At 42.4% G+C, this 22,940-nt stretch carries 14 protein-coding genes; 13 read left to right on the forward strand and 1 reads right to left on the reverse strand.

Annotated elements, in window-relative coordinates:
• From AB3G38_RS23130 to AB3G38_RS23140, 3 genes are all read left to right on the forward strand, one after another.
• Positions 1-2,466, forward strand: a complete 2,466-nt coding sequence (locus AB3G38_RS23130) for a TonB-dependent siderophore receptor (RefSeq protein ID WP_367866057.1) — start codon at positions 1-3, stop codon at positions 2,464-2,466.
• Position 2,467: 1 nt separating this feature from the next.
• The gene (locus AB3G38_RS23135) at positions 2,468-3,661 is read left to right on the forward strand and encodes a PepSY-associated TM helix domain-containing protein (protein ID WP_367866058.1); all 1,194 of its coding nucleotides are present in this window, start codon (positions 2,468-2,470) and stop codon (positions 3,659-3,661) included.
• A gap of 106 nt (positions 3,662-3,767) precedes the next feature.
• Complete coding sequence (locus AB3G38_RS23140; RefSeq protein ID WP_367866059.1) at positions 3,768-4,856, forward strand: ATP-binding protein; 1,089 nt, start codon at positions 3,768-3,770, stop codon at positions 4,854-4,856.
• On the opposite strand, the gene AB3G38_RS23145 is transcribed toward AB3G38_RS23140, so the two are convergent.
• The gene (locus tag AB3G38_RS23145; protein WP_367866060.1) at positions 4,853-6,304 is read right to left on the reverse strand and encodes an ATP-binding protein; all 1,452 of its coding nucleotides are present in this window, start codon (positions 6,302-6,304) and stop codon (positions 4,853-4,855) included. The genes AB3G38_RS23140 and AB3G38_RS23145 overlap by 4 nt on opposite strands.
• Positions 6,305-6,679: 375 nt before the next feature.
• Between AB3G38_RS23145 and AB3G38_RS23150 the strand changes: the two genes are divergently transcribed.
• The 10 genes from AB3G38_RS23150 to AB3G38_RS23195 all read left to right on the forward strand — a co-directional run bounded on the left by AB3G38_RS23150 (position 6,680) and on the right by AB3G38_RS23195 (position 22,928).
• Positions 6,680-7,258, forward strand: a complete 579-nt coding sequence (locus tag AB3G38_RS23150) for an RNA polymerase sigma factor (protein WP_367866061.1) — start codon at positions 6,680-6,682, stop codon at positions 7,256-7,258.
• A gap of 211 nt (positions 7,259-7,469) precedes the next feature.
• Positions 7,470-8,645 (forward strand): FecR family protein, encoded by a 1,176-nt coding sequence (locus tag AB3G38_RS23155; RefSeq protein WP_367866062.1) that lies wholly within the window; start codon positions 7,470-7,472, stop codon positions 8,643-8,645.
• 150 nt (positions 8,646-8,795) lie between these two features.
• Positions 8,796-12,398, forward strand: coding sequence for a SusC/RagA family TonB-linked outer membrane protein (locus AB3G38_RS23160; RefSeq protein WP_367866063.1), 3,603 nt, complete (start codon positions 8,796-8,798; stop codon positions 12,396-12,398).
• An 8-nt stretch (positions 12,399-12,406) separates the two neighbouring features.
• The gene (locus tag AB3G38_RS23165) at positions 12,407-13,780 is read left to right on the forward strand and encodes a RagB/SusD family nutrient uptake outer membrane protein (RefSeq protein WP_367866064.1); all 1,374 of its coding nucleotides are present in this window, start codon (positions 12,407-12,409) and stop codon (positions 13,778-13,780) included.
• 17 nt (positions 13,781-13,797) lie between these two features.
• Positions 13,798-15,786 (forward strand): TlpA family protein disulfide reductase, encoded by a 1,989-nt coding sequence (locus tag AB3G38_RS23170; protein WP_367866065.1) that lies wholly within the window; start codon positions 13,798-13,800, stop codon positions 15,784-15,786.
• Between the two features lie 2 nt (positions 15,787-15,788).
• The gene (locus AB3G38_RS23175) at positions 15,789-17,408 is read left to right on the forward strand and encodes a S41 family peptidase (RefSeq protein WP_367866066.1); all 1,620 of its coding nucleotides are present in this window, start codon (positions 15,789-15,791) and stop codon (positions 17,406-17,408) included.
• A gap of 8 nt (positions 17,409-17,416) precedes the next feature.
• A complete protein-coding gene (locus AB3G38_RS23180) occupies positions 17,417-18,577 on the forward strand; it encodes a redoxin domain-containing protein (RefSeq protein WP_367866067.1) in 1,161 nt (386 codons plus the stop codon).
• Positions 18,578-18,706: 129 nt separating this feature from the next.
• Positions 18,707-19,678 carry an aldo/keto reductase gene (locus tag AB3G38_RS23185; protein ID WP_367866068.1) on the forward strand — a complete coding sequence of 324 codons (972 nt, stop codon included), beginning with the start codon at positions 18,707-18,709 and terminating at the stop codon, positions 19,676-19,678.
• A gap of 4 nt (positions 19,679-19,682) precedes the next feature.
• On the forward strand, positions 19,683-20,516 hold the full coding sequence (locus AB3G38_RS23190) for a helix-turn-helix domain-containing protein (protein WP_367866069.1): 834 nt from the start codon (positions 19,683-19,685) through the stop codon (positions 20,514-20,516).
• Positions 20,517-20,645: 129 nt separating this feature from the next.
• Positions 20,646-22,928 carry a GH92 family glycosyl hydrolase gene (locus AB3G38_RS23195; protein ID WP_367866070.1) on the forward strand — a complete coding sequence of 761 codons (2,283 nt, stop codon included), beginning with the start codon at positions 20,646-20,648 and terminating at the stop codon, positions 22,926-22,928.
• The last annotated feature ends 12 nt before the right edge of the window (positions 22,929-22,940 follow it).

Raw genomic sequence — 22,940 nt, forward strand, 5'->3', positions numbered from 1 at the left:
ATGATAAAACTTTTATCTATTCCATTTTTATTTTTAATCTGCACACTTTATTTCACTATTCCAGCGCATGGGCAACAGACTTCGCAAACTGTAAAAGGGATTGTAATGGACGACAAAGGCGATCCGCTTCCCGGTTCTAGTATTATTGTTCAGGGTACTTCATTAACTGCAATTGCCGACGCGAAAGGTCGTTACTCCGTTAATCTTGATCCTGGAAACTATACTTTACGTGTAAGTTTCCTCGGATATGTATCTTCCCACTATAAGATAAAGGTTGTTACAGGTACAAACATTACACAAAATATGTCCCTCTCGGATGATAACTCGTCCTTACAGCAAGTTGAGATAACAGGACGTAAAGAAAAAACTTACAAAACCAAGTCGACCTTTATCGGTAACAAAACCGAAACTGATATTAAGGATCTCCCGCAATCTGTATCTTACGCAAGTAAAGAGTTAATGGCCGATCAGGGGGCAATACGTACAGGCGATGTCGTTAAAAACTTCAGCGGCGTAAATCAGTTCACATTTTATGATGATTTGACCATTAGAGGATTCAGGGTCAACGGCCAAAGTAACACGCAGTTGGTTAATGGGCTGCGTACAAGCACCGGCTTTTGGAAACAACCACTAACGAACTACCTTGAACGTGTTGAGGTATTAAAAGGTCCTTCATCAGCACTATATGGTAACGCCAGCCCTGGAGGTGTGGTTAACAGGGTAACTAAAAAGCCACTGAATGAAACCCGCCGTCAGCTTAGTATGTCTTTAGGCAGCTTTAATACATTGCGTGGTTTGGCTGACTTTACCGGACCCGCCAGTAAGGACAGCGCACTGTTGTACCGAATAAACTTTGGTTACGAGGATGCAGGATCTTTCCGTGATCTGCAGTTTGACAAAAATATTGTATTTGCACCATCTTTATCATTTGTGGCCTCTGAAAAAACACAGATCAATTTCGATATGGTATATAACAGCTCACGTTCAAGGCTCGACAGGGGACAGTCTGTTATTGGTAATGATCTTTATTCTACTCCGCAATCACTTGCGTTAAGTACAGCCAACGACTTCCTGAACGAACAAACTTATATTGTTACGCTTTCAGCCAATCACCGTTTTAATGAAAATCTAAGCTTTAACCTGGCCTATTCAAAAACCGGTTATCAGGAAGATCTTTATGAGCACCGCAGCGCAAACGCTTATGCCAAAGATAAGTTCGGTAAAGATATATCTAACCTGGTTAGTATGCAGGTTTTTCAACGCAAACGTAAACGTTATATTGACAATTTAAGCGGATACTTTAATTACAATGTTAAGACTGGTAATATTGAACATAAGATTGTTGTTGGTTACGATTACGGCAGTGAAAAAATGCCTGCCGGTGCCTCACAACTTACCGCTTCAGGTTACAGAAATGCGGCCAATACAGGAACTATCGCCAGCTACGCTGCGAAGGACAGTTTGAAGTATCTGCGCGACCCGAAAGGTAACCCCGTACCTAACATCCCATCTTTCGACCTGACAAATTCGATTAATTCACAGCGAATGCAAGATGATAGTAAGGCGTTTTTTGCACCCACAACTCTTTCGCCTACATACTACTATCTGAATGCAGGATATGTACAGGACCAAGTCAAATTAGGCCGTTTTCAGGCATTGCTTGGTATACGTTATGAGTATTACACCGACTTTATAAATTATGCGACTTCGACGGAAGGAAAAACGCACTCCAGCGCCTGGTTGCCCCGTTTTGGCTTAATATATAGCGCAACAAAAAATATAAATGTATATGGTAGCTATGTGATGGGCTACAACCCACAAACTGCGGCTAACCTTGCTAATCCCAATGCGGGTGGACCGTTTGCCCCGGTTACCAGCAACATGATAGAATTTGGTGCTAAAAGCAGCTGGTTTGACAACCGTTTAGCGATTACCACCTCAATTTATCAAATTGAACAAAGAAATACGCTTTATAATGCCAATGACCTCGTTAATCCTGACCTGTTGAGACCGGTTGGTAAAGAACGCGCCCGTGGTTTTGAGTTTGATATTACGGGTCGTATCTTGCCAAACTGGAGCATATTGGCATCTTACGCCTATAACGATGCTAAAATTGTAGAGAGCCTTGTGCCTGCCGAACTTGGCTTGCAAAAGCCTAACGCGCCAAAAAACACAGCTAATATCTGGACAAGGTATAACTTTATAAGTGGCCAGTTAAGCGGCTTTGGTTTTGGCTTAGGATCAAACTATGTTGGTAAACGTAATTTATCTATCAATCTTGCCCAAACGATCCCTGAGTATCTGTTGATTAATGCTGCTGCTTATTATCGTATTAATAAAGTGCAGATCCAGGTCAATGCCAACAACATTACAGGTAAAAAATATTGGGTAGGGGGGTATGATTATATCAGGCTGTTCCCAGGTGCGCCGGCAAACTATTTGTTAACATTAACATACGACTTTTAATATGTTTTGGAAGCGGATTAAGGCCATTGCAGCCTGGCTGCATTTATGGATAGGCTTGTCTACAGGTATTATTGTAGTCGTAGTAGCTGTAACGGGCTGCATCATGGTATTTGAAGATGAGTTATTTGACTTTTTCCATAGTGATCTTATTGAAGTGAAAGAAACCGGCCCTGTAAGGCCGGTTTCTGAGTTATTGTTCATCGCTCAAAAAGAACTGGGCAGCAAGAAGCCTGTAACTGATATCCGGATCAATGAAGCAGATCGTAGCTATATATTTTCTGCATCAAAAGTTAATAAAAAAGAGAAAATGTCCCTTAGCTATTTCAGTCAGTTTGCTTATCGTGAAGATGTATATGTAAACCCTTATACTGGCAGGGTGCTTGGCATTATTGATCTTGAACACGAATTCTTTAATGTTACTGAGCAACTGCACCGGCAGCTTTTGTTGGTGAAGCCTGTGGGAAGCGTAGTTATAGGTTCATCTATATTGCTTTTTCTGATCATGCTCGTTACAGGATTTGTGCTCTGGCTGCCGAAAAATATGAAGCAGCTTAAGCGAAATATGTCTGTAAAGTGGAGCGCTAAGTGGAAAAGGGTAAATTATGATCTGCACAATAGTTTAGGGTTTTATGTACTGCCATTTGTGATGATTATAGCCATTACTGGCTTAGTATGGTCTTTTAAATGGTGGGAAAGCGGAATATACCGGATATTAGGTTCACCAGGCAAAGTTGAGCTGATACGTACCCCTCCTGAAATCTCAAGCGCTATTCCCAGTGCTGCAGGCAATACGCTGGACAATATACTTGCGTCTATACAAAAGCAAGTTCCTGGTAATTACAAGACAATAGGTTTAAGCCTCCCCCAAAAAAATGAACAAAGCCTTATAGCATTCGTATACCACAAGCATTCCACTGACGGCTGGCGCAATATGAGCTATTTTTATTTTGACAGGCGTAACGGTCAGCAATTTGATCAGCTGATTCATAGTCAGAAGCCACTTGGGTTAAAATGGCGTAACTCAAATAAAGATATCCATACCGGACGTATCTATGGCCTGGCTACCCAGATACTGGCATTTCTGGCCAGTGCTATCTGCGCATCATTACCTATCTCTGGCTTTTTAATATGGTGGGGTAAGCGTCATAAAAAAAGTAAAAAGACAAGTTGGAAATCGAAAGCAATTCCCGGATAAATTCTTTTTAGCCTGGCTGCCATCCAGATCATTGGGTTGATACCGTACAGTTTGCAATTTATGATTAACTTGGCCGTTTATCCGACGGACATCGAATCGTATGATTATGCAAAGTAAAAACGAACAGATCAGTACGCTGATTGAACTTAATGATGAACTGGAGAATTATTTTCGCAATACTATAATTCCTCAGCTTTTTGTGGATGCGCAATTGATCCTGAGAAAGTTTACCCCTCCTGCAATGAGGCAGTTCAATTTAAAGAATGAGCATACCGGGCAGCCTCTGGTCAATGTTAAAGAGAATTTCAGGTTTCCAACTATTATTGATAATATTCAGCAGGTGATCGACAGTAGCGAAATCCTGGAGAAGGAAATACAGACTACTGACCTTCGCTGGTACCAGATGAATATTCTGCCTTACTTTGTTCAAAAAGGCAAGAAGACCAATGGAGTGATTATTACCTTTATCGATATCACTGCCCGGATTAAAGATTTGAAGGAACAGGAGAAACTGATCGCTGAGCATGAATTGCTGCTGGACACGATTGCCCACGATATCAAAAATCCGATAACTTCACTTGGATTAACCATAGAGCTGCTAAAGAAACTTCCGGAGAAAGGGATGGCCAAGTTTCCGGTGCTACTGAGTAATGTGGAGAACAGCCTGATCAAGATGAAAGATATTATTTCTGACCTGGTGCAAAGCCGCTGGCAGGACAAGCGTTACCAGGCGCATGAGGAGATGCTGGATCTTCAGAATATTTTGGAGGATGTCCGGTTAACTGTAGCTCCTCAACTCAATGAGTCTCATGGCGTACTTAAATTTGAAATTGGAGCTTCTGAAATCACTTTTGCCAGGCGTAAGCTGCGCAGCGTATTTTATAACCTTGTCAGTAACGGATTGAAATATAGCGCACCTGGACGGACACCTCAAATTATCATTAAATCTTTTTTAGAGAAAGATTATATGGTGATTACGGTTTCGGATAACGGAATAGGCATCGATAAACAGCAGCAGCTTTCTATATTTGATAAGTATCACAGGGTGAGCAATGAGATAGAAGGGAATGGTGTAGGCCTGTACCTCGTTAAACAGATACTGGAAACTGCTGGCGGTAAAATTACGGTAAACAGTAAGTTGGGCGAAGGCTCGGTATTCAGTGTTTTTTTAAAGCTTAACGAAGCTTCAGTTTAATCCAGGATTGATTTCGGCAAAGTAAACCAAAACGTGCTGCCCTTACCCGGCTCGCTATCGACCCCAATTTCTCCATCATGTTTACGGATGATATTGGCACAAATAAACAGACCAAGACCCAGTCCTGAGTATTGTATCTGTTGGTTATCAGCCTGGTAGTAGCGGTCAAAAAGCAGGGGTATCTTTTCTTTACTGATCCCCGGCCCTTTATCAGTTACTGATACTTTTACAAATGCTGCTTCATCTTGCAGCTCAACTTTAATTTCTGCTGAGCCTGGAGCATATTTAATCGCGTTGGTGATCAGGTTGGTGAGTACCCTTCCGATACGTTCGGAATCGGCATGGATGATGAGCTCTTTGTCTCCGTTTAATGTGACGGTTTGTGTTTCTGTGGAGGCAAACTGATCACATATTTCCTGTGCGAGCTCGTAAAGATTGAAAGTCGTCTTTCGGAATTCGAGCTGCTCCCGGTAATTTTTGCCCGCATTGAGCAGGTCATCTATGATCAGGGAGATCCTGTTTATTCCTTTATTTGCCTGGGAAACTAATAGCCTGTTACGTCCTGAATGTGGTTCCGTAGATCTGTCAAGTAATTGCAGGGACGCTTTTAAACTTGTAACCGGGGTCTTGAGTTCATGGCTGGCAATGCTGATAAAGTCGTCTTTGTGCCTTTCGGCGATTTTATCTTTTGTGATGTCGTTGATCACACCGATCAGTTTGACAGTTTTTCCATCTTCGTTGGTTTCTGCTTTCCCCTTCATGTTCAGCCATCGTAGTATACCGTCAGCTCTGACGAGCCGGATTTGCACATCAATACCGCCATCAATTTCGATATGCTGGATTGCTGCTTTAAATCCGGGCAGGTCCTGTTCAGCGATGTGCGGATAATAGCTTTCCAGCGTCCAGTGTTCTTGCCTTTGGTCGTATCCAAAAATCTGATCGTGGTCGGGGGAACGGAAAACTTCATTGGTCTCCAGGTTGAGTTCCCATACAGCGGTATCAGAATATTTTAAGGCTACGTTCAAACGTTTTTCACTTTCTTCATGTTTTTTTAATCCTGAAATATCATCCAGAACGGTGAAACCGAATGTTTCACCCTGGTCGTTATATAGAATAGTGGTAACGTCAACCCAGACGATGCTCCTGTCTTTACGGTACAGGCAGGCCTGTAATTTGAAATGAGGAACTTTGTTAGCCCATAGTTCTTCCTGAAGCCTGTGCCAGTGTGCTATATATTCTTCACAAGCATGATCCAGGATCTTAGTTCCTTCAATTTCTTCCGGTGGATAGCCTAAGAGTTCGCTAAGGGCTTTGTTGACCTTTAAAATGGTCAGGTCTGAACGGATGATCTTTGAGGCTACACTTGTAAGATCAAAGATAGTGTTGAACTTGGCGTCACATTCGTGGAAACGTGTCCTAAAATCGTCTGGCTCTTTTTTTCCTTGCATAACAATCTTCAGTTGGGTGAGCTTATAACACTTATAAATTCAAATCTGTTTATATTTATTTGAGTTTTCAGTTCCCAGCAGATGATGTAATTATTCTTTTTGACAGGTGTTGTCCTCTATATCCTGGTTGAAACTCTGATACCATGAATTGGATGCTCTTATGCTTTCAGGTTGATTGTACACATCAGCATAGACCTTTCTGTCAAAATCAGACATTTTTATATCGCCAAATCCTAAAGTGGTTAATTTAGCTCTTGTTCTTTGATGACTGGAGAAGCATCTGCAAAGGAAAAATACTTAATTACTAACAGTATTTTGATTATACTTTAGGATGTTAGGTTAATAGTACTTATTTTACAGTCATAATCTTGTGGAATGGACTATGGAATTGCTGATTTGAATGATGAATCGTTGCTTTTGATGCTCAAAAGTGGTGATCAGCTGGCTTTTTCCGAGATATATCAGCGTTATTGGCCTATTTTGTACCGCCATGCTTTCAGAATGCTTAAATCAGATACAGAATCTGAGGATGTTGTTCAGGATACGTTTATAAAATTCTGGAATGCTGCCCCCAATCTTCCTGACCATACAACTCTTGGTGCTTATCTGTATACCATGGTACGAAACAGAGTACTTAATATTATTGCAAAGAGCAGCGTGCATGCTTCCTACCGGAGTGATTTGGAAAGATTTATGGTGGATGGATATGAACTTTCGGATCACCTGGTCCGGGAAAAGATCCTTGCTAAATTGATAGAACAGGAAATACAGCAGCTGCCAGCCAGAATGAGGGAAGTTTTTGAAAGAAAACGGATTGATCATCTGTCCTATAAAGAGATTGCTGAGGCCATGGATATTTCTGAACTCACTGTAAAGACACAAATGAACAAAGCCATCACCATTCTCCGCAGAAAACTGGGGAATCATATTGCCCTTTTCTTTACTTTATTATAATAGTATCGGTATAAAGCCAGTCGTTATATTTATCTATATAGTCATTAGTTTGAACTGCTATATATTTTGCTCGTACTACTTTAAATGAGGCCGTGCGCTATTTCAGCGATGGATGCAGCAAAGATTAACAGGAATATAACTTTTTTTTAATATGGCATACAACATTGATCCGGGCAAACTGTCATCCTTTTATACTACCGTATAAATAATTATGAAAAACCTTAAATCTGAAGATATCATTGACGCCTTTCTGGATGGGAAAACCACACCGGAAGTGTCTGCAAGGCTTGAAACCTGGTATCTTCTTAAAGCGGAGCAATCTGCAGAAACTGATGTGCAGCACGATTACGAAGTAAAGAACGACAGAATGTGGATGAATATTCAGCAGGCAATTAAAAATGACAGTGTTCCGGCTTCTAAAGTAATGCGCATATCCCGCATTTCGAAATGGGCCGCAGCTGCTGCAATTTTCCTGATATTCAGTTTGTCAGTCCTCTATTATAAACAAAGTAACCGGCCTGTGGAACGCTTTACCATCAGTAAGGAAAAAGATATTGCCCCGGGCAAAAACAGTGCGTTTCTTATCCTGGCCAATGGAAAGCGGGTTGATTTAAGTAGTTCTGAGAATGGTGTATTACTGAAAGAAAGCGGGCTAAGTATTGTGAAAACAAAAAATGGACAGCTCATTTACCATACTAAACCCGGACAGGCCCAGTCCAGCAAACCCAATACAATACAAACACCGGTAGGCGGACAATATATGGTCATATTGCCGGATGGCTCAAAAGTTTGGCTCAACGCCGCATCTTCGCTGACCTACCCAACTGCTTTTGATCAGGATGAACGTAAAGTGAGCTTAACAGGGGAAGGATATTTTGAAATTGCACACCTCACGCAAAAATCCGGAAAGGCAGTAATTCCTTTTGTAGTCACAGTGATGAAAGCCGGAAAAATCAATCAGCAGGTTAAAGTTTTGGGCACACATTTCAATATCAACAGCTATCCGGATGAACCGGTGGTCACTACTACGCTACTACAAGGAAGTGTTGTCGTGAACACCCCTTCAGCTCAAAGTGCTGTTTTAAAACCACAGCAACAAGCCATACTGAAAGGTTTACAACTGGATGTATCTCCTGCTGATACAGAAGTGGCCATGGCCTGGAAAAATGGTGAGTTTATTTTTCGTGAAGACCTGGTCAGTGCAATGCGAAAAGTAGCGCGCTGGTATGGTGTGGAGGTCAGTTATGAGGAATCAGCTCCGAAGAACCTGATGCTTGGTGGCTGGATGTCAAGAGAAACTAATATTTCAGCTATACTGGATCATATACAATCAACAGGAAAAGTTCATTTTACGATTGAAGGAAGGAGGGTTATAGTTTCAAGGTAAACTACATACCCCGCATAGAAAATAACCAGAAGTGCTGAAACACTTCTGGTCTTGAATCTGGCGGGTGTCAATATTAAATATCAACTAATTAACCTGTGCATTTGCTCTGCCTTCGAAAACATGGGCATCTGCGTAACCAAACCTTAACAAATGTATAAAAATTTTACTTTAAATTTTGAGGTACGTCATGCGTACGTCTATAGATTTCTCCTTGTTATGCGATTGACTGTCCTGATTTTACTGGTTGCTTTCATGCAGTTGAGCGCATCTACGATGGCCCAGAAAGTGACAATGGTCGAAAAAAATACCTCACTGGAACATGTGCTGCGTGAAATACGTAAACAAACCGGCTATTCGATCATCTATGATCTGGATGCGGTACTGCATGCGAAACCTGTCAGTATCAATGTAAAAGGTGTTTCTGTTTTTGAGGCCATTCAGCAATCTCTTGTTGATCAGTCACTTGGATTTTCATTTGAAGGACGTACTATTGTCATTAAAGAGCGGACGCTCACAGAACGTATTGCTGAAGCGGTAATTGCAGAAGAAGTCAGGATCATCGTACAGGATTCTGTCGGCCGTTTGCTCCCGGGAGCAAACGTTTACGACAAGACACGAAACAAGATGTATACCACCAATTCAAAAGGAGAGGTGCTGATTACCAATATTCCGAAAAATGGGCTCGTTTTGCAGATCACGTATGTTGGGAACAAAACTGAAGAAATCTTCATTGACAGGAAAAGCGGTTCGCCGGCTTTGATCATTATGAGACCGGTAAAGGCGGATCTGAGAGAAATAAACGTGGTCTCCACAGGATACCAGAAGATTAGTAGAGATCGTGTTGCAGGTGCCTATACGGTGGTATCCAGCGAAGAACTGGCCAAAACTCCGGCGGTGAACCTGATGGATAGGCTGGAAGGTAAAGTTCCTGGTGTTAAATTCGACGTTAAGAATAATACGATCCAGATCAGGGGAGTAAATAATTATGGTGGCAATGGAGGTCTGCCCCTGATCGTTATTGATGGATTTGTGATGATCAATTCAAGTGACCAGCCGACACTTACCCAAAGAACAGGGAGCACATTTGGAAATCCGATCATCAGTAACCTGAATATAGCTGATATCGAACAGATTACTTTTCTTAAGGATGCTTCGGCTACTTCTATCTGGGGATCCAGGGCAGCTAACGGCGTAATCGTAATTGATACCAAGAAAGGTAAGGCTTCTAATCCTTCACTAAACTTTAGCTATGTATTCGGCATCTCCAAAAACCCTTCTTTATCCAAATTAAAATGGATGAATAGCGCCCAATATGTGAACCTGGAGCAGGAAATGGTAGATAAGGGATTTATTACGGATCCTGCCCTGGCCACTCCTGGTAATGAAATTTATGCGCAAAATAACAGTGAGGCTACAGAATGGATGTTTAAGGTAAAGCGGGGTACAGCAACAGTGCAGCAGAGGGATGCAGCCCTGGCAGAAATTTCTTCCAGAAACGGACAACAACAGATTGAAGATAATCTGATGCAGAACGCGATCAATAATCAGTATAATCTTTCCTATTCAGGTGGTACTGAACATAGCAACTATTATGTATCAGGCGGATATGTTAAAGATGTCCCGGTATTTAAAAAGAATGTGGCAGAAAATGCATTTTTTAATGCCAATACTTCTACCAGCTTTCTGAACAAACGCATTACCTTACGGACACTGCTGAATTACCAATACTCCAAAAGTATTTATAATAGCAGCGGTGTAGATGCTTTATCCAACAGCTTAACATCATTGAGACCTTATGATCTGCTTCTGGATGCAAGTGGCAATCCGATTTTCCGGACTAATATTTTCAGGCAATCTATAGCAGATAGTTATACTGCACAAGGCTATCTTCCTTTTGGCTACAATGCAGTGGATCAGCTGAACTATTCAAACTATACCAGTAAGAATAATGTATTCAGGGTCAATGCCGGGCTAAACGGAAAGATTACCAGCTGGCTGAATGCAGATGTTTCCATATCCAGTCAGCGTCAGATAGGTTACAACACTATGCTGGATGAGCTGAATAGTTATAATTCAAGGATTCTTGTCAATACAGGAACTGTAGTTACAAATGGCAAACTGGTATATAATGTACCTTATGGTGGCAAAGTTTATACTTCTAATGAAAACTCGTATGATACCGGAGTCCGCGGTCAGCTGAATTCTGACTTTACAATCCACAATATACATCATGTGAATATTATCGCAGGTGCAGAGATCAGGGAAACAGGTAGTACCAGGACTAATGAAACACGTTATGGATATAACGAGGACACAGGGGGGATTGGCACGGCAAATCCTACGGCACAATACATGACATTTTATGGCTACTCAAGCAACCTGGGCCAAAATCTGAGTGGTATACTGCAGACCCGTAAACGCTATCTTTCTTATTATAGTAATGCCTCCTATGCATTTAATGATAAATATTTCGCTACAGGTAGCGTAAGGTTTGACGATTACACGCAGCTTGGACTGGACAGATCTAAAAGAGCTAAACCATTCTGGTCTGCTGGTGTAAGGTGGAATGCTGCTAAAGAGGACTTTTTTTCGGATGAGAAATGGATCAATAATCTTTCGGTACGTGCAACAGTAGGAACTGCAGGTTCTATCCCGCTTAGCGGAACCAATGTAACACTACTCGATATAACAGGTACAGATCAGCGCACCGGGCAGCCTTTGGCCAACATCAGCACTCCGGGAAACTCAGGATTAGGTTGGGAAACTACCCGCTCGTATAACCTTGGACTGGACTTTAACTTATTCCACAACAAATTATCAGGTACATTTGACATTTACAAAAAACGTACCTCCGGGATTTTGAGTAATTACGCCTATAATTCTACTTACGGCTGGTCATTCCTGGAATTCAACAGCGGAACGCTAAATGGCAATGGTTATGAGTTCGGATTGAACAGTGAAGTGCTGCGCGCTGGTATGTTCAGCTGGAAATCAACTCTTAATTTCTCTTATAATACAAATAAAGTTACTGATGTACGTTATGAAAATAATGCCAGTTCTCTTGCCGGAAGCGGTAGTACGGTAGCTGGTATGCCGCTGGGCTCCCTTTATGTATACCGCTGGGCAGGTCTGGATAACAAAGGACAATCTCAGATCTATGACCGTAATAACAATATTATCTCCAGTACGACAAACTTAACTTCAGCATTTACCAAACAGGATCTCAAATATGCTGGCAGACAGGTAGCTCCTTATACAGCTGGCTTTATGAACACCTTCCGTTATGGTCAGTTTGAAGCTAACGTACAAATTACAGGATACTTTGGCCATGTGTTTACCAAGACGTCACTTGATAGCTATCCAACATTTCAGGGGAATTTCGCCGGCGTGCTTGGCAGAAACGCAGATCTTGCATTACGCTGGAGAAACCCTGGGGATGAAGCCACAACCAATGTACCTGGACTGAGCGATGTGAACTTTAGCAGCATTAACAGATATTCAAACTCTGATCTGCTGGTTCGCAAGGCAGACAATATCAGACTGCAACAGGTTTCACTGGGCTATGTGGTTCCGCAAAGAATGCTTCCTGCGGGTATGATCAAATCACTGACCATCTCTGCGAATGTAAGGAACCTGGGGTTGATCTGGAGAGCAAATAAGGATGGAATTGATCCGGAATATGTCAATACGGTCAAATTTAGTGGCCTCCCGCCAACACAGAGTTATGTATTTGGATTGAACGCTTCATTTTAAAGGAAAACATGAGAACAAAATATTTAATACTATTTGCAGCACTCTTAATTTTTGAGACAGGTTGCAGAAAATATGTGGAAATTGAACAAAAGAATATAAGAACACTCAAATATACGACTGATTTCAGGTATATAATGAATAACATCCAGAACTTTGAAGGTACATGCAGTTACCCCATCTTTTCTGGTGATGATACCGAAATCACAGATCCTTCGCGCATTCTTGCAATGGATGATATACAAAGTAATATATATACCTGGTCAGCTAAATATACCAGTGATTTGCAAGGTGACAGCGATTGGGACAGGCTCTATAAAACTATTTATACCTGTAATGAAGTCATTGCTGGTGTGCGCGATTCACAAGGCGGAACAAACGCAGATAAAGAACAGATTTATGCAGAGGCATTGGTACACCGGGCTTATACTTATCTGATATTGGTAAATATGTATGCAAAGCAATATAATTCAGCTACTTCATCGACAGATTTAGGGGTACCTTTGCTGCTTACCCCAAATTTGTATACCAGCTTAAAGCGTCAGCCGGTAGCAGCGGTATACACTCAGATTCAAAAGGACCTGACGGAATCTGTTTCCAGGCTGCCTGCATTACCAGATTACAATATGAAACCTGCAAAGGTTTCCGCTTATGCGATCCTGTCGAGAACTTACCTGAATATGCGTGATTTTAACCGGGCCGGATTATATGCAGACAGTTCATTGACCCTGCAGAGTACATTGCTTGATCTCCAAAAATACGCAACTGCTCCAGGTACGGTACCTTCAAGGCTGAATGATCCTGAAGTGTTATTGTCTAAAACTACAGGGGTAACCGTTACAGCAGTCTCTATCAGTAATGATTTGCTGACTTCTATGGGCACAAGAGATCTTCGCTACCAGATTTTTACAGGTGCAAGATCAGTTTTTGGGCGCTCATTCAGTGGCGCGTTTACAGGCAGAGCATCTTCAAGATATCTGCTAAACGGTGAGTTTGTGATTGTCAATGGCCCTTCTGTCCCTGAAATGATGCTAGTTAAAGCGGAATGCCTGGCACGTGCCGGAAATGCCACATCAGCAATTAGCGTGGTCAATAATTTGCGCAAAAAGCGTTTTCTTACTGCGGATTATACAGATCTGCCGACCGGCACTGCCGATGCCGCGTTACAAACAGTGATAGACGAAAAGCGCAAAGAGTTTGTTGGCAGTGGAATGAGATGGTTTGACCAGAAACGCCTGAACCTGGATCCGGCATTTGCGCAAACCAAAACCAGAACATTTAAGAACCAGACGTACACGCTTGTACCTAACAGTAACAGGTATATTTTTCCGATAGGGGACAAGTATATCTTACTCAGTCCTGAATTAGAACAAAACCCAAGATAAACAACACAAATCACAACATGAATAAACATATCGCAAGTATATGCTGGCTATTGCTATGCATCTTTTTCAGCAACCGGTCGCTCGCACAGCAACTCAGCTGGTCTCCAAAACCACCTGTAGCAGGTCAGCAGGCTGAGCTGCGCTACGACCCTAAAGGCGGAGACCTGGAGTTTAGTGATCAGATCTCTGGCAGCTTAATCTGGAGCGAGGGTTCAGAATGGCGGAGCAGCACCCTGGTTATGACTAAGGCCAATAACCTGTGGACCTCAAGCTATCAATTCCCCGCAAACGCAGTATTTGCAGCGGTAAAATTCTTTCAGGGAACAACGGAAAAGGTAGAGGCATCGGATAATAATCATGGTCGCGGTTTCTATACTGCTGTACTGTCAACCCATAAAAAAACTGCTCCGGGAACCTATATTGCTGAAGCCAGGTTTATTACACCAAACAGCAATATGCTTTTAAATGGCTATGTGAACCCTGTTTTGAGTGCAGGCAAAATTGATTCGCTTTTAACCAGGGAATTTGCCATCAAAGGATCAGCTGTAAGCAGGTATCTGGCAGACTATCTTGAGCTGAAAAAGAATACTATGGATGAAGCAAAGTTCAAAAGTTTTGCGGACCAGGTATTACAGCATGAATTGAAAAATAAGAAGATTGATGAGGACTTGCTGGCAGCGATTCAGCGTTATTATGCGTTTAACCTCCACTCTGCTGAACAAGCTGCAAAAGTAGAGCAAATCATATTCAAGAAGTATCCAAAGGGCAGTACTGCAAGGTTTATTGCCTATAACCGGGTAGCTACACAGAAAACGGATGAAGGTTATCGTAACGCGGCAGAAAATTTTCTAAAAGATTTTCCTTATCAGGAATGGATACAGCATCCCAACAAACAGGCATTTATTTATTATACTATACATACCGGCCTGGAAATAAATTATTTTAGCAGCAAGCACTATGATCAGTTCCTGGCGATGTTTAAAGCCTTCGATTTCAAGACTGCCAATGAAGTTTACCGCTGGAACCTGACCAAGTCTGAAATGACAAATACCGGAGATAAAAAGGTGCTGTTCGAACTGAGTGGGAAGATCCTGCCTTACCTGTTTGAAAGAAGGACAGATGGTTCTTACCGTGAGGATTTTGGTGGCGATGTGGAGAAGGAGCAGGAAAATGCTGATAATCAGCTTGACGACCGCTTGTTCACACATATTAGCCTGGCTTATGCGACGAAAAATTACCAGGACGGGCTTGCGGCTTTCAAAAATCTTTCTCCAAAGGGACAGTACGGAAATGCAGACCTGAATGAAATGCATATGAAGATGCTGAAGGAAATGGGAGACAGCAAAGCGGTTTTTGCATTACTGGAAGCCAGTGTTAAAGCAAATGCGGTTACACCGGCCATGTTTGTGGAAATGAAACAGATTTATATAGATCAGCACAAAGGTAGTGCTGAAGGATACGAAAAATATTTGTCGGCATTGATACCAGAGGATAAAAAAGCCGAAATGCGTGCTCATGTAATGGCTGGTATGGTCAGCTATCCATTACCGCCTTTCACGCTGGAAAGTGCAGATGGCGGTTTTGTAAGTTCATCTGATTGGAAAGACAAAATCGTAGTGATTGATTTCTGGGCCACCTGGTGCCGTCCATGCATCATGGCTTTTCCGGGTATGCAACTGCTGATCGACCAGTATGCCAATGACCCTCAAGTTGAGGTCTATATGATAGGAACGATGCAGTTTGGAGATTACAAGGCCAAGTCGGTTAACTATGTGAAGTCTCAGGGATACCGTTTTAAACTCCTGCATGATGCTGTTGGAGATAACGGTGAACAAAGCAAGGTATTCAAAAGCCTGACCCCTTTATTCAAATCGGGCGGAATCCCGAGAAAGATCATTGTGAAAAACGGTATAGTCAGATATAGTTCTGAAGGTTATGGCGGCAGTCCGAGTGAGCTGAAAGATGAGCTGGCAATGGCGATAGAAATTTTACGTACAGAGAAATAAAGATGAAAATAAATTTAATCAGAATAGTTGTATTGGGCGTATCATTTTTTGCACTGAACGCTCAGGCGCAGATGAATCCTAAGGTGAAGCTGGAAAAGGCGCTTTCACTGATTCAGCAGAATTATGTTGATCCTGTTCCGGATGAGCCCATTGTAGATGCAGCGATTAAAGCGATGCTCGCCAGCCTGGATCCACATTCGAGTTATATGAACAGGGAAGAAGCGGAAGCGATGAAGCAGTCACTCACCGGAAGTTTTGCGGGTATCGGAATTCAATTTTCAATGGTGAATGACAGTACTTTTATTACTGGGGTAAACCCTGACGGCCCGGCAGCAAAAGCAGGTCTGAAACTGGGTGACCAGATCATTAGCGTAGACGGAAAATCCATTTTGGGCAAATCCCTGAAGAATCAGCAGGTGATGCAAATGATTAGGGGCGAAAAAGGCAAGGCAGTGGAGCTGGATATTAAACGTGTACAGCAGCACCCCCTTCACCTGAGTGTGATGCGTGAACCAATTGCAGAACTATCGATCAATACCAGTTACATGGTGGACAAAAACACAGGATATATCTCACTTGCTGTTTTTAGCCAGTCTACACGCCGCGAAATGGACGCAGCTTTAAAAAGCCTGAAAGCTCAGGGGATGACTAAGCTGATACTCGACCTGCAAAGTAATGGCGGCGGATTGGTAGAGGCGGCGATCGGCGTAGCAGACGAATTTCTCCCAAAGGAAACTGAAGTATTTTATGCGGTGACTAACTCCGGGGTACATGATAATTACATGACAGGCGGCTTTGGTCAATTTATGGATGGACAGCTGGTAGTGCTGATTGATGAGAGTACGGCTTCTTCGAGTGAGATATTGACAGGTGCGCTGCAGGACTGGGACCGCGCTGTGGTGATTGGCAGGCGGAGTTTTGGAAAAGGCCTGATGCAGATGGGTTTATCTTTACCTGACGGATCGGTTATCAGGCTAACCCAGGCGCGGTATTTTACCCCCTCAGGCAGATCGATACAGAAACCTTATGGTAATAGCAAAACAGATTACTTTCAGGATTTCAACCGCAGGATGGCCTCGGGAGAGCTGACAGATGCCAGCCATATTCATTTCCCGGATTCCCTGAAATATAAAACCAGAAAAAGTCAGCGGATTGTATACGGCGGCGGCGGTATTATGCCGGATAAGTTTATACCTATTGACACTGCGATTTACAGCAACTGGATGGCCAGAACGATGAACAGCGGGTTAACTACCAAGACCGCTTTCGATTATGTACAGCAGCAACGTGAGCGCCTGATGAATACTTATAAAGATTTCCCATCTTTTAATAAGGCATTTGAAGTTCCAGGGACACTGCTGGATCAGCTTTATAAGCAGGCCCGGACAATCAAAATTACTCTTCCCGCAGCTGGAAACCAGGTGGCACGAAAAGCACTGGGTCTGGAGCTGAAGGCGGAAATTGCCGGCCAGCTCTTTGTAGGCAGAGGATATGAATTACAGGTACGGAACCAGGCAAGCAAGGCTTTTACTGAAGCAATGGCCATACTGAATGACAATAAAACTTATAACCGTTTGCTGGAAAATCATTCTTCAGCAGCAAAAAACATAAAAACTAAATAATTTACACCATGAAAAACGATATGAAAATAATACTGCTCATAGGTATAGCACTAAGCTTCTCTCTTTGTGCCGATGCCCAGAAGGGATACACAATTAAAGGACAGATAGGCAAATTAGATAAACCCGCAAAAGCTTTTCTTATTATAAACGAAAATGGGAAGGTGAAAGTGGATTCTGTGATGATTGTGAATAGTAAATTCGAATTTAAAGGTTCAACTCCTTCACCGACAGACGCAAATATCAGGATCAGGCATACGCTTAATAAAAATAGTGGTGCGGCTCCAAAAAAAGATGCAAAATCTTTTCTTCTTGACAATGAAAACATCAGCTTTGTGACTCCCACAGATTCAATCTCAAATGCTGTAATTACCGGATCAACGCTAACTGATGAGAGTGGTAAGGTAGACAATTACCTGCGCCCGCTCTATGATCAGTATAAAAAATTGGATGATGAATTCAAGTCGCAGCCAGAAGCGAAGAAACAGGATAAGGATTATATAAAGACGCTGGAGGAGCGCGCAAAGGTGATCGCCGATGAGATTGTAGCGGCCAAGCTTAAATATGTAAAGGAAAATCCTGATCAGTATATGTCGGTAATGGCACTGAATTCAACACTGGCCCCGGGCTTTGATGCGATTGCTGCGGAGAAGGTTTTTCTGGGTATCAATGAAAATCTGAGAAACAGTTATTTGGGAAAAAAGGTGGCAGAAAGAATTGCCTCAACCAAAAAAACACAGGATGGCGTTGAAGCACCTGAATTTTCTCAGACTGATGTGGATGGCAAAATAGTTAAGCTTTCTGATTACAGGGGTAAATATGTACTGGTTGATTTCTGGGCATCCTGGTGTGCGCCATGCAGAAGGGAAAACCCAAATCTGATTAAGGCATATGACCAGTATCATGCAAAGGGTTTTGAAATCCTGGGTGTATCGCTCGACAAACCAACCGATCGTGAGAAGTGGCTGAAAGCTATAGCTGATGATAAGTTAATCTGGAAACAGGTAAGTGACCTGAAAGGATGGGAAAACGCAGCGGCCAAACTATATGAGGTAACTGCGATTCCTATGAATTTTTTGGTAGATCCTAGCGGTAAGATTGTTGCAAAAGATCTGAGGGGTGAAGCTTTAAATGAAAAATTGAAAAGCCTTTTCGGAAATAATCCCCAGTAGAAGTTTAGTTATAGTTAATAATGAAATGCAGGTTGATGGATGTCGCCTGCATTTTTTTTGAGCCATACAGACAAATTATTTGAGCCGTATAAGAAACTGCAATAGCGGATGAACTCCGATCTTTGTAAGATGAAAAACATTACAGAAATTCAGTTGGGTCAAAATGGCCCGTTTGTATCCAAACTTGGTTTAGGCTGTATGCGTATGTCCTCTATCTGGGGTGGATCTGTACCTGATGAAACAGAAAGTATCGCTACGATCCATGAAGCTTTAGCTCATGGTATTAATTTTTTGAACACCGGGGACTTTTATGGTGCCGGTCATAATGAAATACTAATAGGCAAAGCTATTAAAGGAAGACGGGATGATGCTTTCATCAGTGTGAAATTTGGTGCCATCTTTCATAATGGCCAGCCGCTGGGAATGGATCTGCGCCCTATTGCTATCAAGAACTTTATCAACTACTCGCTGACCCGTTTGGGTATTGAAACCATTGACCTCTACCAGCCCAGCCGGATTGATAACAGTGTGCCGGTGGAAGATATCATAGGAACGGTCGCCGACCTGATTAAAGAAGGTAAAGTGCGTAATATCGGAGTATCGGAAATTACAGCTGATCAACTTCGTAAAGCAAACAGCATTTACCCGATAAGCGCACTGGAGATCGGCTATTCGCTGGCCGACCGTCAAATAGAAAGCGAACTGCTGCCTGTAGCAAAGGAATTAGGTATTGCCATTGTAGCCTTCGCCAATACTGCCGAAGGCCTGTTAACAGGTGAAATGAAAGCACCGCTTGCAGCAAACGATTACCGCAACCATTTCTCCCGTTTTCAAAGTGAAAACTTAATTCATAATTTGAATAAAGTTGAAGTTTTAAAGCAATTAGCCAGCAACAAAGGTTATACGCCAACCCAGATTGCGATTGCCTGGGTAAAGGAGCAGGGCGATCATATCATGTCTTTAGTCAGCATGAGCCGAAGGTCACGCTTGCCAGAAAATATTGCAGCCATGGATATTGTATTTACGCCGGAAGAAATGAACGACTTAAACACTACTTTTGCAACAGGTGCTATACTTGGCGGCACTTACTTAAAACGTTAAATGAATGACCAGTCCAGAAGAAATCCTTACGGGCGTGATTTTCTATTCTTACCTCTCTGCGGAACGGAAAGAAAAAGTATGTTTCTGGAATGACCATACCTTAATACTGCAGGTTTCAGGACAGTTTACCATAGAAACCTCCGGGCAAACCATTTCAATGGCGGGAGGAGACATGCTGCTGATCGGCAAAAACCAGGTCGGTACGCTCACTAAAACACCGCTGCCCGGAGCGAACTACGAAACAGTCGTGATATCCTTGCAGGAGGCGCTGTTGCGCAAAATCGTGTTAGAAGAAAAGCTGGAAGCAGACCGGAAATATATCGGTCCTCCAAATGTGCTAATTCCATCTAACGAATTTCTGCAGGGATATTTTCAATCTATTATTCCTTATGCACGACGGTCGGGAGCGACCATGACAGATGAAATGGGCATTCTGAAAGTGAAAGAAATAGTTAAATTGCTGCTCATCTCCCTGCCTCAGCTCCGCAATTTTTTATTTGACTTTTCAGAGCCTCATAAGATCGATCTGGAAAGGTTCATGCTCAGTAACTTTCAATTCAACGTTCCTGTAGAGAAATTTGCACAGCTGACCGGTCGAAGCCTGGCAAGTTTTAAACGGGACTTCCAAAAAACCTTTGGGTCACCACCACGTCACTGGCTGCAGGATAAGCGGCTGACTGCAGCAAAATACCTCATCGAAATCAAGTGCCAGAAGCCCTCGGCTATCTACCTTGATCTGGGCTTTAAAAGCCTTTCGCATTTTTCTCATTCTTTCAAGAAAAAGTTCGGTAAAGCACCTGCTGAGCTGAAGGGTAGTTTTTCTTCTTTAAGGCTTTAGCTTGTGGTACATGGAGTAAAAGAAACGAAATAACACCGGCTAATAGTTAACGATTATTTAACCTGAAAGCGTAAGTAATATCATAAGCCTGCATCATCTTTATCGGGGATTATAACACCCATCAAAAACATGGCGTATTACAAGGCAATCGGTGCTTTATTATTAATAACAGCATTTAACTGGAGTATACCAGCTCATGCGCAGAAAAAATTATACCAATATGTTGATCCGATGATTGGTTCAGAAGGATTAGGACGTGTTTTTGTGGGACCATCTTGCCCTTTTGGTATGATTAAACCCAGTCCCGATTGTACTTCAGACCCTAATAGTGGCTGGTTACCGGATCCTGCACCCGTTACTGGTTTTAGCCAGGTGCATGTAAGTGGTACAGGGGGCGGCCCTAAATATGGTAATATTCAGGTTATGCCATTTGTGGGTGCGCTCAATAAAACAGAGCAATCTTCCATGCGCGGGGATGAGCATGTCGCATTGGGATATTATGGCGTTACACTTAAAAAGAATCAGATCAAAGCTGAAATTACGGCTGCAGAAAGAGCCGCCATTTACCAGTTTACTTATCCTGAAAAAGCACAAAAATCCTTAAAAATTGATGCAGGTTTCTTTTTAGGCGAACAGCCGGAACCCGATGCCCGCGAGGCTCAGCAATTTGTAGGATCGGAGATAGAAATGGTATCGGTTTACGAAGTAAGGGGGTATAGCCGAATTCGCGGTGGTTGGAATAATGGTGCTGCTTATACTGTATTTTTTGATGCCGTGTTTGATAGCCCGGTTACCACTTATACTACCTGGAAAGGTAATAAACTATATCCCGGTAAAAAACAACAGTTTGATGCAGGCGAAAAAACGGGTGCTTTACTGGCCTTTAAAAACAGCCTGTCCGATACCCTAAAAGTTAAGATTGGTATTTCTTTTATCAGCGAGTTGAAAGCTAAAGAGAACATAGACCAGGAAATACCACATTGGAGTTTTGAACGGGTGTTAGGTGAGGTGCAAAAAAAATGGGAAGCACTTTTAAGCAGGATCGAAATTAATGATGATGCCACTTCAGACCAGAAGAAACTCTTTTACACGGGCCTGTATCACACCATGCTGATGCCTGTAGATCGTACTGGCGAAAATCCATTGTGGACGGTTGATAAGCCTTATTATGATGATTTTTATGCCATATGGGATACCTTCAGGTCATCCAACCCATTAATTACTTTAATATCGCCCAAACGCGAAATTGAGATTGTGAACGCTTTGCTTAATATTTATAAGCACGATGGCTATATGCCCGATTCGCGCAGCGGCAATTATAACGGGCGTACACAGGGCGGTTCAAATGCCGAGGTATTAATTGCCGATGCTTACGTGAAAAAACTGCCGGGCATTGATTATAACCTGGCTTTAGAAGCTATGTTGAAAGATGCCAACGTTTCACCCGGTGGAAATGAAGAAAAAGAAGGAAGAGGCGGTTTAACAGACTATAACAAGCTGGGTTATGTATCCTATGATTTTGCACGCTCGGGTAACCGTACACTTGATTATGCTTATGATGATTACTGCATTGCCGTTGTTGCTAAAGGATTAGGAAAAGATAAGATCTATCAGCGTTTTTTAAAGCAGGCTGATAACTGGCGTAACTTATGGCGCGATGATTATCAGGATCATGGCGCAACTGGCTTTATTATGCCTAGAGATGCCGCCGGGCATTGGTTAGACCATATTGTTTATGGCGAAGCTAATAATCAGCACCCTACATTCAAATATACACCGCTTACACGCGAGTTTCCGTGGTATGTATGCCATTGGTGTGCTTTTTTATACGAAGCAACTTCGTGGGAATATTCGCTAAGCATCCCGCATCAGGTGCCCGTTGTAATTGCTAAATCTGGTGGTAAAGAGGCATTCAGGCGCAGGCTCGATACGCTGTTCGATAACAAATACTACAATGTAGCTAACGAACCATCATTTTTAACACCTTGTTTGTATCACTGGATAGGCCGTCCCGATCTTAGTAGTCAACGCATCCGTCAGATCATAGCTAAAAACTATAATACTTCACATTTTGGTTTACCGGGTAATGATGATTCGGGTGCTATGTCTTCATGGCTGTCATTTCAAATGATGGGGCTCTATCCTAACGCCGGACAGTCTTATTACCTTATTAATTCGCCTTTGCTTAAGCAGAGCATTTTGCACCAGGAAAACGGCAGGGATTTCAGGATAATAGCCAAAAAACTGAGCGACGAAAACATTTACATCAAATCTGCAAGCCTGAATGGCAAACCATTTAACCAGGCCTGGATAGAACATGAAGATGTGGCGATGGGTGGCGAACTGGAACTGGAAATGGACGATAAACCATCTGCATGGGGAACTGGAACATTACCCCCTGTTAAATATTAATTACCAGCATAA

The sequence above is a fragment of the Pedobacter sp. WC2423 genome (genome assembly GCF_040822065.1).
Lineage (GTDB): Bacteria > Bacteroidota > Bacteroidia > Sphingobacteriales > Sphingobacteriaceae > Pedobacter.

Excerpts from the sequence above, each read along its gene's own strand:
- AB3G38_RS23165 (WP_367866064.1), top strand. The coding sequence starts at position 12,407 with ATGAGAACAAAATATTTAATACTATTTGCAGCACTCTTAATTTTTGAG.
- AB3G38_RS23130 (WP_367866057.1), top strand. The coding sequence starts at position 1 with ATGATAAAACTTTTATCTATTCCATTTTTATTTTTAATCTGCACACTT.
- AB3G38_RS23170 (WP_367866065.1), top strand. The coding sequence starts at position 13,798 with ATGAATAAACATATCGCAAGTATATGCTGGCTATTGCTATGCATCTTT.
- AB3G38_RS23160 (WP_367866063.1), top strand. The coding sequence starts at position 8,796 with ATGTATAAAAATTTTACTTTAAATTTTGAGGTACGTCATGCGTACGTC.
- AB3G38_RS23185 (WP_367866068.1), top strand. The coding sequence starts at position 18,707 with ATGAAAAACATTACAGAAATTCAGTTGGGTCAAAATGGCCCGTTTGTA.
- AB3G38_RS23195 (WP_367866070.1), top strand. The coding sequence starts at position 20,646 with ATGGCGTATTACAAGGCAATCGGTGCTTTATTATTAATAACAGCATTT.
- AB3G38_RS23175 (WP_367866066.1), top strand. The coding sequence starts at position 15,789 with ATGAAAATAAATTTAATCAGAATAGTTGTATTGGGCGTATCATTTTTT.
- AB3G38_RS23155 (WP_367866062.1), top strand. The coding sequence starts at position 7,470 with ATGAAAAACCTTAAATCTGAAGATATCATTGACGCCTTTCTGGATGGG.
- AB3G38_RS23140 (WP_367866059.1), top strand. The coding sequence starts at position 3,768 with ATGCAAAGTAAAAACGAACAGATCAGTACGCTGATTGAACTTAATGAT.
- AB3G38_RS23150 (WP_367866061.1), top strand. The coding sequence starts at position 6,680 with ATGGACTATGGAATTGCTGATTTGAATGATGAATCGTTGCTTTTGATG.
- AB3G38_RS23190 (WP_367866069.1), top strand. The coding sequence starts at position 19,683 with ATGACCAGTCCAGAAGAAATCCTTACGGGCGTGATTTTCTATTCTTAC.
- AB3G38_RS23135 (WP_367866058.1), top strand. The coding sequence starts at position 2,468 with ATGTTTTGGAAGCGGATTAAGGCCATTGCAGCCTGGCTGCATTTATGG.
- AB3G38_RS23180 (WP_367866067.1), top strand. The coding sequence starts at position 17,417 with ATGAAAAACGATATGAAAATAATACTGCTCATAGGTATAGCACTAAGC.
- AB3G38_RS23145 (WP_367866060.1), bottom strand. The coding sequence starts at position 6,304 with ATGCAAGGAAAAAAAGAGCCAGACGATTTTAGGACACGTTTCCACGAA.